The organism is Microbacterium sp. 05N427 (genome assembly GCF_056397105.1).
In genome coordinates this window covers 96,020-109,076 of the sequence record NZ_JBFTMT010000001.1, presented here as the reverse complement: position 1 = coordinate 109,076, position 13,057 = coordinate 96,020, and the positions used below count along the sequence as shown (strand labels likewise).

The following is a 13,057-nucleotide window of genomic DNA, read 5'->3' as shown; positions in this document are numbered from 1 at the left end:
CCTGTCCTACCGCGATCCGACGGTCGGCATAGGCAGGTAGACCTGTCCCCCGGCCTGGGCGAACTCCGCGGACTTCTGCGCCATGCCGGCGATGCGCTCCTGCTCCGCGCCGTCGCCGAAGCGATCCCGGATGTCCTGCGAGATCCGCATCGAGCAGAACTTCGGCCCGCACATCGAGCAGAAGTGCGCGGTCTTGGCCGGCTCGGCCGGCAGGGTCTCGTCGTGGAAGGCCTCTGCGGTGTCCGGATCCAGCGACAGCGCGAACTGGTCGAGCCAGCGGAACTCGAAGCGCGCCTTCGAGAGCGCGTCGTCGCGGTCACGCGCACCGGGGTGGCCCTTGGCGAGGTCGGCGGCATGCGCGGCGATCTTGTAGGTGATGACCCCGGTCTTCACGTCATCCCGGTCGGGCAGTCCGAGGTGCTCCTTCGGCGTCACGTAGCAGAGCATCGCCGTGCCGTAGCGCGCGATCTCGGTCGCGCCGATCGCCGAGGTGATGTGGTCGTAGCCAGGGGCGACGTCGGTCACCAGGGGGCCGAGAGTGTAGAACGGGGCGCCGTCGCACAGCTCCTGCTGCCGCTCCACGTTCTCCCGCACCAGGTGGAAAGGCACGTGCCCCGGCCCCTCCACCATGACCTGGACGTCGTGCGTCCACGCCCGCTTCGTCAGCTCGGCGAGCGTGTCGAGCTCGGCGAACTGGGCGGCGTCGTTCGCGTCGGCGATGGATCCGGGCCGCAGCCCGTCGCCCAGCGAGAACGCGACGTCGTACTGCGCGAAGATCTCGCAGAGCTCGTCGAAGTGCGTGTAGAGGAAGTTCTCCTGATGATGCGCGAGGCACCAGCCGGCCATGATCGACCCGCCGCGGGACACGATCCCCGTCACCCGGTCCGCGGTGAGCGGCACATAACGCAGCAGCACGCCGGCGTGCACGGTCATGTAGTCGACGCCCTGCTCGCACTGCTCGATGACGGTGTCGCGATAGATCTCCCAGGTGAGCGCCGAGGCGTCGCCGTCGACCTTCTCGAGCGCCTGGTAGATCGGCACGGTGCCGATCGGGACCGGCGAATTGCGGATGATCCACTCGCGCGTGGTGTGGATGTCGTCGCCCGTCGACAGGTCCATCACGGTGTCGGCGCCCCAGGTGGTCGCCCACTGCAGCTTGGAGACCTCCTCGGCGATCGAGCTCGTCACCGCGGAGTTGCCGATGTTCGCATTGATCTTGACCAGGAACGCCTTTCCGATGATCATCGGCTCGGACTCGGGGTGGTTGACGTTGTTCGGGATGATCGCCCGGCCGGCCGCGACCTCGGCGCGGACCAGCTCGGGATCGCAGCTCTCCCGCAGCGCGACGAAGCGCATCTCGGGCGTGATCAGGCCGTCGCGGGCGTACCGCATCTGGGTGATCGTGCGTCCGGCACGGGCCCGGCGGACCGGCCGCCGCACGCCGCGCCACTCCGCGGAGGCGGCGCCGCGGCGGATCGCGGAGCGGCCGTCGTCGTGCAGATCGCGCGCCCGGCCCTGATACGCGTCGGTGTCGTCGCGGTCCGCGATCCAGCGCTCCCGCAGCGCGGCCAGGCCGACGACCGGATCGCTCCCCGGTCCTTCGGTGCGGTAGATCGTCACCGGCGGGTTCTGCGTCCCGTCCGGCGACGGATCCAGCGCGATCCGGGTGACGGGCACGTGCAGGTCGTGCGTGGAGTCGTGCAGATGCGCGAGCGCGCGCGCAGAATCGCGAGATCCCATGAGGGCTCCTACTTCCTTCGCCGGCATTACCCGGACAGGTTCGAACGGTTCGAGCCGCGTCAGCCCGATCTCAGCCCTTGCGAGGGCACCCGTGTGGATACCGACACAGTACACGCAACGCGCAGCACGGCTGCGCCGCGGGGTGCGCGCACTCTGCGTCCGCCGTGTCCCGGTCGGGCAGGATCCAGCAACCTCATAGGGATTCTGCGTTTGCGCAACCTTTCCTTTCGTGTAATCTTGCATGGCTGCAACATTCTTGCCGCCAACGTCGGCGCTCGAAGCGACGGGTGTCGACGACGGGCGACGGCGTCCTCGATCCACGTGAAAGGGACTCCATGTCCACCGCGACAGCAACTACAGGGGCGACGCGCACGGAGCGCAAGCAGAACGCCCCGATCATGACGCACAGGCAGATCCTGCTCGTCATCTACGGCCTCATGGCCGGCATGTTCCTCTCGTCGCTCGACCAGACGATCGTGGGAACCGCGATCCGTACGATCGGCGATGACCTGCACGGCCTCGATCAGCAGGCCTGGGTCACCACCGCCTACCTGATCACCTCGACGATCTCGGTGCCGATCTACGGCAAGCTCAGCGACATCTTCGGTCGCCGACCGCTGTTCATCTTCGGCATCACGGTGTTCATCCTCGGATCCGTGCTGTCGACATTCTCGACGTCGATGCTGATGCTGGCCGGCTTCCGCGCCTTCCAGGGCATCGGCGCCGGCGCGCTGATGTCGCTGCCGCTCGCGATCATGGCGGACATCCTCGCTCCGCGCGAGCGCGCCAAGTACCAGGGCTACTTCTTCGCCGTGTTCGGCATCTCCTCGCTGATCGGCCCGCTCGTCGGCGGTCTGTTCGCCGGCGCGAACGAGATCCTCTGGATCTCGGGATGGCGCTGGGTATTCCTCATCAACCTGCCGATCGGCCTCATCGCGCTCGGCATGGTGATCGCGTTCCTGCACCTTCCGAAGGTCGGAACGCACAAGAACCCGCGTATCGACTGGTGGGGAGCGACGGCCGTGATCGTGGCGCTCGTACCGCTGCTGCTCGTGGCCGAACAGGGCCGTGAGTGGGGCTGGTCCTCGTTCGCCGCGATCGCCTGCTACGTCATCGGCGGCCTGGGCGCCATCGCCTTCGTGCTGATCGAGATCGCGATGAAGGACGACGCGATCATCCCGATCCGCCTGTTCCACTCCAACACGTTCTCGATGGCGACCGTCATCGGCGTGCTCGTCGGCTTCGGCATGTTCGGCGCGATGATGACCATCCCGCTGTACATGCAGATCGTCGCGGGCCTGACCCCCACCGAATCCGGCTTCGCCATGCTGCCGATGGTCGTCGGCCTCATGACGTCGTCCATGGCCGCCGGTCAGATCACGTCGCGCACCGGGAAGTACGGCATCTTCCCGCGCACCGGCACGCTGTGCACCGCTCTCGGATTCCTGCTGCTCACCTTCGTCTCGTCCAGCACGCCGGTGTGGTTCATGATGATCGGCATGTTCGTGGTCGGTCTCGGACTCGGTCAGCTCATGCAGTCGCTCACGATGGCGAGCCAGAACGCGGTGTCCGCGCCCGACATGGGCGTCGCCACGAGCGCCGCGACCTTCTTCCGCCAGATCGGCGGAACGCTGGGTACGGCGATCATGCTCTCGATCCTGTTCACGCTGCTTCCGCTGAACATCACGCACAGCATGGCCGACAAGCCGACCCTGACCGCCGCGCTGAACGCGGCTCTGGATCCCGCCGTGGCGGGCAAGGAGCAGAACAAGGCCGTCATGAAACAGCTGTGGACGCCGATCACGGGCCCGCTCGAGCAGAACATCCAGGCGCAGCTCGACAAGGGCGCGACCGCGGCGAAGACCGCGGCGGGACAGGCCGTGACGCAGAAGGTGACCGAAGGCGTGAACCAGGCCGTCGCGGCGGGTCAGGTCCCGGCTGCCGCGGCGCAGACCGTGATCGACCAGAAGGTCGCGGAGGCGCTTCCGGGTGCGGAGGCCGCGGCCCTGAAGCAGGTCGCGGAAGGGGGGCATGCGACGGTGCAGGACGGCAAGGTCGTCGTGGACTGGTCGAACAAGGACCAGCGCACTCACTGGGTCGACCAGCTCGTGCCGAGCATCGTCAAGGAGATCGACAAGGGCACCTCGAAGGCGTCGAGCGGATCCAGCGGCTCGGTCAGCGACACCTCGTTCCTGAACGGCGCGGACCCGGTGCTCACCAAGCCGTTCATGGTGGGCTTCACGCAGGCGATCGACATCATCTACTGGGTCGGCTTCGGCGTGCTGATGCTCGCGTTCGTGCTGAGCTGGTTCTTCAAGGCGCCGCCGCTGCGCACCCGCTCGGCGCTTCAGGAGCAGGCCGACGAGGCCGGCGTCAGCGAGACCGGTACGATCAGGGTCCAGAGCGCCTGAGCGATGCAGCCGGGGCGGGCACGTCCCGCCCCGGCTTCGCGTACGAGGAGAAGAAGATGAGCATCGCGAACACCGCCGGCGAAGGCCGGCGCGAGCGCAAGAAGCAGCAGACCCGTCAGGCTCTGCATGAGGCCGCGCTGCGCCTGGTCGAGGAGCAGGGGCTGGACCGCACCACGATCGAGCAGATCTGCGAGGCCGTCGACGTCTCGCCGCGCACCTTCTTCAACTACTTCCCCTCCAAGGCCGCGGCGGCTCTGAAGCTGCCGGAGTCCGGCGCCGGCGGCGAGGTGGTCAAGCGGTTCCTGCGCGCCCGTGGCGAGCTCGTGCCCGCACTGTGCGAAGTGGTCGGCTCGTCGATGGACGAAGGCATGGACCGCCAGCGCATCAAGCAGCTGCTCATCCGCCGGCCCGAGCTGCTGCCCGCGTTCTCGCAGTGGATGGGGTCCGTTCGGGAGCAGCTCATCGAGCTGGCCGAGCGTCGGGCCGTCGATCACGACGAGGCCGTGCGCGCGGTGTCGCTCGTGCTCGCTGCAATGAACGTGCTGGTGCACACCCGCACCACGCCGGATCGTCCCGGCGCCGCGCGCCTGCTGCAGGCGCTGGACGGTCTCGTCCAGGTGCGCGGCGCCCGCATGTCGGATCCGGACTCTAGCCTGGAGGCATGACCTCCCCCACCCTGGACCGGCTCACCCTCCCGCTGCGCACGGAGCGGCTCATCGTGCGCGCGAGCACGCCGGACGACTCCGACGCGGTGTGGCGCTACCGCCGCCTCGACGAGGTGCGCCGGTGGCTGAGCACGGCCCCCGCCGACGCGGAGGCGTTCCGCGCGCACCTCGCGGATCCGGAACGGCTCGCGATCACCCTGGTCGTGGAGCTTCCCGGCGTCGGCGTGATCGGAGACCTCATGCTGCGCGTCGAGGACGCGTGGGCGCAGACGGAGGTGCTCCCGCAGGCCGCAGGCGTGCAGGCGGAGCTGGGCTGGGCCATGGATCCCGCTCAACAGGGCCGTGGGTATGCGACCGAGGCGGTGCGTGCGGTGATGGCCGCCTGCTTCACCGAGCTCGGGCTGCGCCGCGTCCACGCCGGCTGCTTCGCGGCGAACGAGCCGTCATGGCGGATGATGGAGCGCCTGGGAATGCGGCGGGAGGAGCACAGCCGCCGCACCGCGCTGCATCGCAGCGGAGAGTGGATGGATGGCATGAACTATGGGCTTCTCGCGGAGGAATGGCGCTCTCTGACCGATTGAGAGCGTTTTCCGATCGCCGCGCCTGTGCGTCCTGGACAGGGGTGCGCACGCTCGCTTAGTGTGAACCGCACGCACGTGAAGACGGCTGCTCCCGCCCGACGTCCCCAGCGAGGGTGGAAGGTCTTCCCCAGAGACCGGCGGCCAGTGCGTGCAATGGCCCCCTCGGCGCATCCAGTCCCCAATGGATCCCCCGGGGGGGCCGCTTCGTCCCCAGTATTCCGATGTATTGGGATGATACCGCCGACTTCGTGATTTTGTCCCCCTTTTGGGGGACAAAGCCGACGAACATGGGTTATGCTGTTTTCAGACGCACCCTCCGGTCGTCCTGGGTCCCCATCGCTCCCCCCGCGGTGGGGACCCGCTCCATTTCCCGGGCGCGCGTGCTGACGCCTCGGGCGCTCCGGCGGCTCCGGGAGCGGATCCCGCCCGTGATCTCTGTTGCAACATTTTCGTCACCTTGTCATTCGGGGTGTTGCGATGCGGGTCGACTCGGATAGCGTTAGCATCGTCGACGCATTTGCGCCGGCGTAAGCCCAAGCAAGAAGGCAGTACATGACTCAGGGCACGGTTAAGTGGTTCAATTCGGAGAAGGGCTTCGGCTTCATCTCCCCCGATGACGGTGGAGCTGACGTGTTCGCGCACTACTCCGCCATTACCTCGTCCGGTTACCGCTCGCTCGACGAGAACCAGCGCGTCGAGTTCGATGTGGCACAGGGCCCCAAGGGCCTGCAGGCCGAGAACATCCGTCCGCTCTGAGCGACACGGACTTCGGACTCCCCCGGTGCTTCGGCATCGGGGGAGTTTTTTGTGCGCCGGATCCGTCCCGGGTCAGCTTTGCGGCAGCAGGATCCGCAGCAGTTCGTCGGGGGTCGCGACCTCGGCGATGGCGCCGGCGGACTCCCCCGGCTCGCCGAAGCCCCAGGTGACGAAGATCACGGGCACGCCGAGAGGCGCGGCCCCCTCGATGTCGTGCAGGCGGTCGCCGATCAGCACGGGGCGGCTGACATCGACGCCGGCCTCGGTGAGCCGGTGCAGGGCGCGGCGGAGGACCGCCTCCTTGCCGTCGTGCAGGCCCGATGCGTCGGGCAGTGCTCCGGCGACGATGACGAAGTCGTCGATCAGGCCGTAGTGCTCGAGGATCGCGAGCACCTGGTTCTCCGGCTTCGAGCTCGCGGTGGCCTGCGGGATGCCCGCCGCCTTGACCGTCTGCAGCGCCTCGGCCACCCCGGGATAGATCCGCACGCTCGCGGCGTAGCCGTCGCGCATGGCCAGTTCCCGGTACTTCCGCACCGCGAGGTGCGCGTCCTCCTCGGTCAGGCCGGCCAGGTCGCGGAACGACTCGAACATCGGCGGCCCGATCCAGCGGGACAGCTCGCTCTGCGCGGGCTCCGGCAGGCCGAACGCGGCGTACACCTCGACGAGGCGCGGCAGTATTCCCGCCGATGCGTCGGCGATCGTGCCGTCGACGTCCCAGAGGACGCAGGTGTAGGGGGATGCGGTCATGTTCATGCCTCTCGAGGGAAACGACTCAGAACAGCCGCGGAATGCCGGATTCGATGCCCTTCATGTCCTCGTAGTCAAGGACGAGGCAGCGGATGCCCCTGTCCTCGGCGAGCACGCGCGCCTGGGGCTTGATCTCCTGGGCGGCGAAGACTCCCTGCACGGGTGCCAGGTGCGGATCCCTGCCGAGCAGCTCGAGGTAGCGGGTGAGCTGCTCCACGCCGTCGATGTCGCCGCGGCGCTTGATCTCGACGGCGATCGCGGCGCCGTCCGCGTCGCGCACCATGAGATCCACCGGTCCGATCGCGGTCGGATACTCGCGGCGCACGAGGGTCGCGCCCTCGGCGATCCGATGCACCTGCTCGGCGAGCAGCCGCTGCAGATCCGCCTCGACGCCGTCCTTCTGCAGGCCGGGATCGACGCCCAGCTCGTGGGCCGAGTCGTGCAGGATCTCGTAGATCTGCACGCGCAGCGCGTCGCCGGTCTTCTGATGCGTGACCCGCCACACCTCGGTGACGCCCGCGGACGCCTCCTCCTCCCCCGGCTGCTCAGGCTCGAGGCGGCAGGGCGGGCTCATCCAGTTCAGCGGCTTGTAGCTGCCGCCGTCGGAGTGCACGAGCAGGCTGCCGTCGCCCTTGTGCACGAGCAGACGCGTGGCGAGGGGAAGGTGGGCGTTGAGGCGGCCGGTGTAGTCCACGGCGCAGCGGGCGATGACGAGACGCACCCGAAGAGCCTAGCCCGCCGGGGCGCGGCTCAGTTCCCGCCGGTTCCGAAGAGGGTGCCGATGCCGGAGAAGAGGCCGAGTTCGGTGGCGGCGGCCCGTGCGATGAGGAACCCGACGATCCCGACGATCCACGCCGTGTTCTCCGCACCGGTGCGGCTGAGCCAGGCGCCGAGCCGGCGCAGCGGTCCCTCGACCGCGCGGGCCGCGAGGACGCGCAGGACGAGCAGCAGGAGCGCGGGCGCGATCATGAGCAGGCAATAGCCCGCGAGCGCGGCGATACGGAGCGGGATTCCGATGCCGGCGTCGGCGAGCATCGTCATGGCGACGATGTACGGCAGCATGGTCGCGACCTCGATCAGGCCCGCGGCGATCGCGAGGCCGACGACGACCAGCGGCGGGGTCGCCGGGTCGAGAAGCCGGTCGCGCCAGCGGGCGATCCGTCCCTGGCCGGGTCCTGCCGCATCCGAGACGTCCGGCGCGAGCGGATCCGGGGCGCCCGCGCCCGTGTCGGATGAGCCTCCGCCGACGAGCGCGGCCTCTTTCTTCTTCGCGCTGGGGACGAGGAGCGCGCCCACGAGCAGGGCTGCCCCGACGACGAGGCGCGCGATCCGCCCTGCGTCCGACGAGAGAAAGTCTGCGGCGACGTCGACGACGTTCACGAGCCCCCAGAGGAACAACAGCCCGACCAGCAGGTAGAAGAGGGTGATGGCGCCCAAGTAGAGGAGGATCCGCCTCACCCGGACGCGACCGGGCGGCAGCAGCAGAAAGACCGGGATGAGCAGGGTGCCCACGCTCAGCCCGTCGAGAAGTGCGAGAACGGCGAGGGTGAGTGCGAGCGGGGCTTCCGGGGCGAGGTCCATGCTCCCAGGCTCCCGTCCTCCCGACCGTCGCGGATCGGGCGAAGGGCGGAGTATCACGGACGCTGGTCCTCCTTTCGGCCGATGCGTCTGCAGAGCCTCGCGTGGTTCGATAGGGCGATGGACAGCCTGCGCACGCGCGATCGAGCCGCCGTGCCGCGTCCTCCTTCGCTCCTCCCCCGGGCGCTCGACCGGATATCCAGACCGATCGCCGACGCCGCGGGTACTGCCCTGCTCAGCGTGGCCGCCTCCGCCTTCGGCTTCGCCGGGCTCTGGGATCTGTTCCGGGTCACGCCCTTCGCGCTCTCGCCGTGGTGGGCGCTCGCGTTCGCGCTGCCCGGCTGCGTCCTCATCGCGCTCCGCGACCGGATCCCCCCACTCCTCGCACTCCCTGTGGCGGCGGCCCTGTTCGTCGGCGACGCGGCGACCGTGGGAGGGCTGGGATCCCTCGTCGTGCTGCTGGACGTGCTCTGGCACGCCGTGCATCGGGCCACGGCTCGTGCGCGCCGAGGGCTCGCGGTGGCGCTCGTGATCGTGGCCGGCGGGTTCCTCGTCTTCGCTCTGCTGCGCACCTCCGACGCCCGGGTCGCGATGCTCGTGACTCTGCAGATCGCGACGCTGCTCGGCACCGACTACTGGTGGGCTGTCGCGGTCGGACGGGCGGAGGAGGTCGCCGCCCTCGAGCGGCGCAGGGCCGCGGACGCGGCGCGGGAAGCCGTGCGCGATGAACGCGAGACCATGGCCAGGGAATTGCACGACCTCGTCGCAGGACACGTGTCGGCGATGGCGATCCGATCGGAGGCGGCGCTGTCCACTCCCGCGGACGAGACGCGGGACCGCGCAGCGCTGCGCGCCGTGCGCGATGCGAGCCTCGATGCCCATGCGGCGCTGCGCTCGATGATCACGGTGCTGCGCGTCGGCGGCGACGCGCCTGCACCCGCACCGAGGCTGGCCGACATCCCGGAGCTCGCGCGCGCGGCGGAGCGGGCAGGCCTCACCGTGCGCATCGCCGACGAGCGGACGGACGATCTGACGGCCGGCGGGCGGGCCGGCGCGCTCCCACCGCTCGTCGACCAGACCGCGGCCCGTGTCGTGCGCGAGGCTCTGGCCAACGGAGCGCGTCATGCGGTCGGCGCCGAGGTGCGGGTGCGGCTCTCGAACAGGGCGGACCGGATGCTGATCCGGGTCGACTCCCACGGCGGTCGGGGCACGTCAGGACCGGCGCTCGCCGGCTCCGGCACAGGCCTCGCGGTGCTCGCCGAGTGCGTGCGTGCTCTCGGAGGCGAGTTCTCCGCCGGCCCGGAGGGCGACGGCTGGTCGGTGCGCGCCGAACTGCCCCGAGGAGCGGCGGCGTGACCGGGCCGGTGCCGCGGGTGCTCCTCGCCGATGACCACGGGGCGATCCGCAGCGCGCTGCGGATCATGCTCGAGGCGCACGGGATCGACGTGGTCGGCGAGGCCTCGGACGGCGCGGTGGCGGTGCGGAATGCCAGAGCGCTGCGTCCCGATGTCGTGCTGATGGACCTCAGGATGCCCGGCCGCGACGGGATCTCGGCCACCAGGGAGATCGTGGACGAGGGGCTGGCCGATGTCCTGGTGCTCACGAGCTTCGACGAGGACGACCTCGTGGACGGGGCGATCCTCGCCGGCGCCGCGGGCTTCCTGCTGAAGACGGCCGATGCGGCGACCCTCGTCGAGGCGATCCGCACGGTCGCCGCAGGAGACGGCGTGCTCGATCCGAGGGTCACCCGGCGTGCGCTCGCCGCGGTGCGCGCGGGCGCCGCGGCGCACCGGGAGCCGGCGACCGTGCCCGGCGCGGCACCGGTGGGCGGGGCGTTCACCGCCCGCGAGCAGGACGTGCTGGACGGCATCCTCCGCGGCTGGTCCAACGCGCAGCTCGCGGAACACCTCGGCATCTCGGTGACGACGGTGAAGACGCACGTGTCCAATGTGCTCGCGAAGCTCGGCGCGCGCAGCCGCTCGCACGCCGCCGCGATCGTCCGTCACCGCTGATCGGGGCGCGACGCCTGCACGATCATGATGCGCATGCACGACGGATTCGCGGATCCGGTCGTGCATGCGTCGCGGAATCGTGCAGGCGTCGCAGGCGATCGGGCGGGGCGCAGCTCAGCCGGCGCTGACCTTCTCGTCCTCCCGGAGCGGGCGGGCCGCCCCCGAGAAGAGGCCGGAGAGCGCCGCCAGCACGACCAGGACGTAGAGCGTGTTGAGCAGGCCGATGTGGTCGCTGATGAAGCCGAGGACGGGCGGGCCGCCGAGGAAGGCGATGTAGCCGATCGTGGCGGCCGCGCTCACCCGGGCGGCGGCCTTTGCCGGGTCGTCGGCGGCGGCCGACATGCCCAGGGGGAAGCCGAGCGAGGCGCCGATCCCCCACAGCGCCGCGCCGGCGAACACCAGCGGCGTGCTCGGCGCGAGGATGAACAGCAGGATGCCTGCTGCGGCGGTGATCGCGAGCACGCGCAGCACGATGACGCGGCCGAAGCGGTCCACGAGCGGGCCGCCGAACAGCCGCACGACGGTCATCGCGACGGAGAACGTCGCCAGAGCAGCGGCGCCCAGTGCGGGGCCCGCCTGGTGATCCTCCGAGACCCCGAGCGCGAGCCAGTCGTTCGCGCCGCCCTCGGCGAACGACATGCCCAGCATCACGATGCCGAGGAAGTACGTGCGCGGCTCCCGCCACGCCTCGAGTGCGACGTGCATGCGCTCGCGCCAGTGCGGCTTCTCCGCGGGTTCGGGGTCGAGCGTCGCTTCGCGGTTCGGCACGTTGGCCCAGCAGGCGATCGCGAGCACCGCGATGATCACGGCGATGAGCAGGGCATGCGTGGCGACGTTCAGGCCGAGGTGCACCAGGAGAGCGCCGATCCCCGCGCCGATCACCGTGCCGAAGCTGAAGAAGGCGTGGAACACGGGCAGGATCGTCTTGCCCATCTGCTGTTCGATCGCGGTCGCCTCGACGTTCATCATCACGTCGAGCGACCCGTTGCCGAGGCCGAACAGCACGAGCCCTGCGACGACGACGGGAACCGATCCGAGCACATTGGTGCCCAGGCCGACGAGGCCGACGCCGGCCGCGAAGCTCAGCATCGTCACGAGCATGCCGAGGCGGGCCCCGGTGCGTGCCATGACCGCCGGGCTCGTCGAGATGCCGATGATCGACGAGACCCCCATGCCCAGCAGCAGGAGGCCCATCTGGCCGTTCTCGATGTGCAGCGCGGCCTTGATGTCAGGGACGCGCGAGGCCCAGGTTGCGATGGACAGACCGCTGGCGAGGAAGATCGCGAAGATCGCGGCACGCCAGCGCACGAACTGGGAGCGGGTGAGGGCGGTGTCCATCGGGACAGTGTATCGAATCGATTCGATCTCTGTGATCCCCACGATGTTATTGTCGAGACATGAGCTCGGATCCGGATCCTTCGGCCGTGCGGCGCCGCGCCACGATCGCGGATGTGGCGCGCGCGGCGGGGGTGAGCCCGTCCACGGCGTCGGTCGTGTTCAGCGGCAAGGCGCCCGTCGCCGACGCCACGCGGGAGCGGGTGCTCGCCATCGCGGCCGGGCTCGGCTACACCGGTCCTGATCCGCGCGCGGCCTCCCTACGACGGGGGCGCAGCGGCATCGTGGCGGTCGCGCTCGAGGAGCACCTGCGGACCGCGTTCCTGGATCCGATCAAGACCGCGACCATGGACGGACTCACCGACGGCCTCGCCGAACTCGGCGCGGGAGTGCTGCTGCTGCGGGACGATCCCGAGGCAGGGTCGGATGCGCCGACGCTCGCCACGGCGCCCATCGACGCCGCGGTGCTGATCGGCTGCAGCCCGCGCATGCGGGAGACCCTGCAGGCCGTGCGCAACCGGGGCCTGCCCGTGGTGGTGATCGAGGGGGATGCCGGCGACGACGTGCCCCGGATGGAGCTCGACAACGGCGAGGCCGCGGCGCAGATCGCGCACCATGTGCGCGCGCTCGGGCACAGGGAGGTCGCCGTGGTGACGCTGCCGTTCGACGGCGACAAGGTGCGCGGCGACGCGACGCCAGAGCGCATCGCATCCATCACGACGCCCGTCACCAGCGCACGCCTGGACGGCACGCTCTCGGTGTTCCCCGACGCGCGCGTGGTGTCCGCCGGAGCCAGCCTCATCGACGAGGGGGTCATCGCGGGACGCACGCTGTTCGCGGATCCGCACACTCGTCCCACCGCCGTCATCGCGCAGAGCGACCTCCTCGCCGCGGGCGTGATCCGCGCGGCGGAGGAGGCGGGACTGCACGTGCCGGAGGACGTCAGCGTGGCGGGCTTCGACGGCATCGCGGTGGACGGCCTGGGCGAGCACGTGCTGACCACGGCCGTGCAGCCCGCGGTCGAGAAGGGGCGCGCTGCGGGCGACGCCATCGCACGCATGCTGGCGGGGCAGCAGGCGGTCTCGATCCGCTTCACCTGCACGTTCCGCGAGGGCACGACGACGGGTCCCGCCCCTGTCGCTCAGCCCCTTCCGTGACGATCGCGGCGGTGGATGCCGGTCTCGGCACGTAAACTGGATCCGAACCCGCCCGCCTGTGTCGACCTGCACGCT

Annotated in this window: 12 protein-coding genes and 1 riboswitch; of the genes, 7 read left to right on the top strand and 5 right to left on the bottom strand. The window is 70.1% G+C overall.

The features are described 5' to 3' along the window. Window positions 1-6: 6 nt before the first annotated feature. Window positions 7-1,740, bottom strand: coding sequence for a phosphomethylpyrimidine synthase ThiC (thiC, locus tag AC1DG4_RS00505; protein WP_477377930.1), 1,734 nt, complete (start codon window positions 1,738-1,740; stop codon window positions 7-9). Continuing rightward, window positions 1,736-1,843: riboswitch (TPP riboswitch) on the bottom strand. Its footprint overlaps the gene before it by 5 nt. Before the next feature lie 232 nt (window positions 1,844-2,075). On the opposite strand from thiC, the gene AC1DG4_RS00500 reads away from it, so the two are divergent. From AC1DG4_RS00500 to AC1DG4_RS00485, 4 genes are all read left to right on the top strand, one after another. After that, on the top strand, window positions 2,076-4,151 hold the full coding sequence (locus AC1DG4_RS00500; RefSeq protein WP_477377932.1) for an MDR family MFS transporter: 2,076 nt from the start codon (window positions 2,076-2,078) through the stop codon (window positions 4,149-4,151). A 56-nt stretch (window positions 4,152-4,207) separates the two neighbouring features. Continuing rightward, window positions 4,208-4,816, top strand: coding sequence for a TetR/AcrR family transcriptional regulator (locus AC1DG4_RS00495; protein WP_477377934.1), 609 nt, complete (start codon window positions 4,208-4,210; stop codon window positions 4,814-4,816). Continuing rightward, entirely contained in the window at window positions 4,813-5,397 is a 585-nt protein-coding gene (locus AC1DG4_RS00490) for a GNAT family N-acetyltransferase (protein WP_477377936.1), read from the top strand. The genes AC1DG4_RS00495 and AC1DG4_RS00490 overlap by 4 nt, the downstream gene beginning before the upstream one ends. A gap of 552 nt (window positions 5,398-5,949) precedes the next feature. Further along, entirely contained in the window at window positions 5,950-6,153 is a 204-nt protein-coding gene (locus AC1DG4_RS00485) for a cold-shock protein (RefSeq protein WP_345188359.1), read from the top strand. Between the two features lie 72 nt (window positions 6,154-6,225). On the opposite strand, the gene AC1DG4_RS00480 is transcribed toward AC1DG4_RS00485, so the two are convergent. The 3 genes from AC1DG4_RS00480 to AC1DG4_RS00470 are packed head-to-tail and all read right to left on the bottom strand — an operon-like array spanning window position 6,226 to window position 8,481. After that, window positions 6,226-6,900: an HAD hydrolase-like protein gene (locus AC1DG4_RS00480; protein ID WP_477377938.1), complete on the bottom strand. Its 675-nt coding sequence runs from the start codon at window positions 6,898-6,900 to the stop codon at window positions 6,226-6,228. Window positions 6,901-6,925: 25 nt separating this feature from the next. Beyond that, complete coding sequence (gene nucS, locus AC1DG4_RS00475) at window positions 6,926-7,621, bottom strand: endonuclease NucS (protein WP_477377939.1); 696 nt, start codon at window positions 7,619-7,621, stop codon at window positions 6,926-6,928. Window positions 7,622-7,650: 29 nt separating this feature from the next. Further along, the gene (locus tag AC1DG4_RS00470) at window positions 7,651-8,481 is read right to left on the bottom strand and encodes a GAP family protein (RefSeq protein ID WP_477377941.1); all 831 of its coding nucleotides are present in this window, start codon (window positions 8,479-8,481) and stop codon (window positions 7,651-7,653) included. A 117-nt stretch (window positions 8,482-8,598) separates the two neighbouring features. Between AC1DG4_RS00470 and AC1DG4_RS00465 the strand changes: the two genes are divergently transcribed. Together AC1DG4_RS00465 and AC1DG4_RS00460 are read left to right on the top strand one after the other, a co-directional pair. Next, window positions 8,599-9,834: a sensor histidine kinase gene (locus tag AC1DG4_RS00465; protein WP_477377943.1), complete on the top strand. Its 1,236-nt coding sequence runs from the start codon at window positions 8,599-8,601 to the stop codon at window positions 9,832-9,834. Beyond that, on the top strand, window positions 9,831-10,490 hold the full coding sequence (locus AC1DG4_RS00460) for a response regulator transcription factor (protein ID WP_477377945.1): 660 nt from the start codon (window positions 9,831-9,833) through the stop codon (window positions 10,488-10,490). The genes AC1DG4_RS00465 and AC1DG4_RS00460 overlap by 4 nt, the downstream gene beginning before the upstream one ends. A gap of 114 nt (window positions 10,491-10,604) precedes the next feature. On the opposite strand, the gene AC1DG4_RS00455 is transcribed toward AC1DG4_RS00460, so the two are convergent. Then, a complete protein-coding gene (locus AC1DG4_RS00455; protein ID WP_477377947.1) occupies window positions 10,605-11,828 on the bottom strand; it encodes an MFS transporter in 1,224 nt (407 codons plus the stop codon). A gap of 59 nt (window positions 11,829-11,887) precedes the next feature. Here AC1DG4_RS00455 and AC1DG4_RS00450 point away from each other — a divergent pair, with 59 nt between their 5' ends. Beyond that, entirely contained in the window at window positions 11,888-12,982 is a 1,095-nt protein-coding gene (locus AC1DG4_RS00450) for a LacI family DNA-binding transcriptional regulator (RefSeq protein ID WP_477377949.1), read from the top strand. Window positions 12,983-13,057: the final 75 nt, after the last annotated feature.

Bases quoted from the DNA above. Each gene is read 5' to 3' on its own strand.
- thiC (WP_477377930.1), bottom strand. From the start codon at position 1,740: ATGGGATCTCGCGATTCTGCGCGCGCGCTCGCGCATCTGCACGACTCC.
- AC1DG4_RS00500 (WP_477377932.1), top strand. From the start codon at position 2,076: ATGTCCACCGCGACAGCAACTACAGGGGCGACGCGCACGGAGCGCAAG.
- AC1DG4_RS00495 (WP_477377934.1), top strand. From the start codon at position 4,208: ATGAGCATCGCGAACACCGCCGGCGAAGGCCGGCGCGAGCGCAAGAAG.
- AC1DG4_RS00490 (WP_477377936.1), top strand. From the start codon at position 4,813: ATGACCTCCCCCACCCTGGACCGGCTCACCCTCCCGCTGCGCACGGAG.
- AC1DG4_RS00485 (WP_345188359.1), top strand. From the start codon at position 5,950: ATGACTCAGGGCACGGTTAAGTGGTTCAATTCGGAGAAGGGCTTCGGC.
- AC1DG4_RS00480 (WP_477377938.1), bottom strand. From the start codon at position 6,900: ATGACCGCATCCCCCTACACCTGCGTCCTCTGGGACGTCGACGGCACG.
- AC1DG4_RS00470 (WP_477377941.1), bottom strand. From the start codon at position 8,481: ATGGACCTCGCCCCGGAAGCCCCGCTCGCACTCACCCTCGCCGTTCTC.
- AC1DG4_RS00465 (WP_477377943.1), top strand. From the start codon at position 8,599: ATGGACAGCCTGCGCACGCGCGATCGAGCCGCCGTGCCGCGTCCTCCT.
- AC1DG4_RS00455 (WP_477377947.1), bottom strand. From the start codon at position 11,828: ATGGACACCGCCCTCACCCGCTCCCAGTTCGTGCGCTGGCGTGCCGCG.
- AC1DG4_RS00450 (WP_477377949.1), top strand. From the start codon at position 11,888: ATGAGCTCGGATCCGGATCCTTCGGCCGTGCGGCGCCGCGCCACGATC.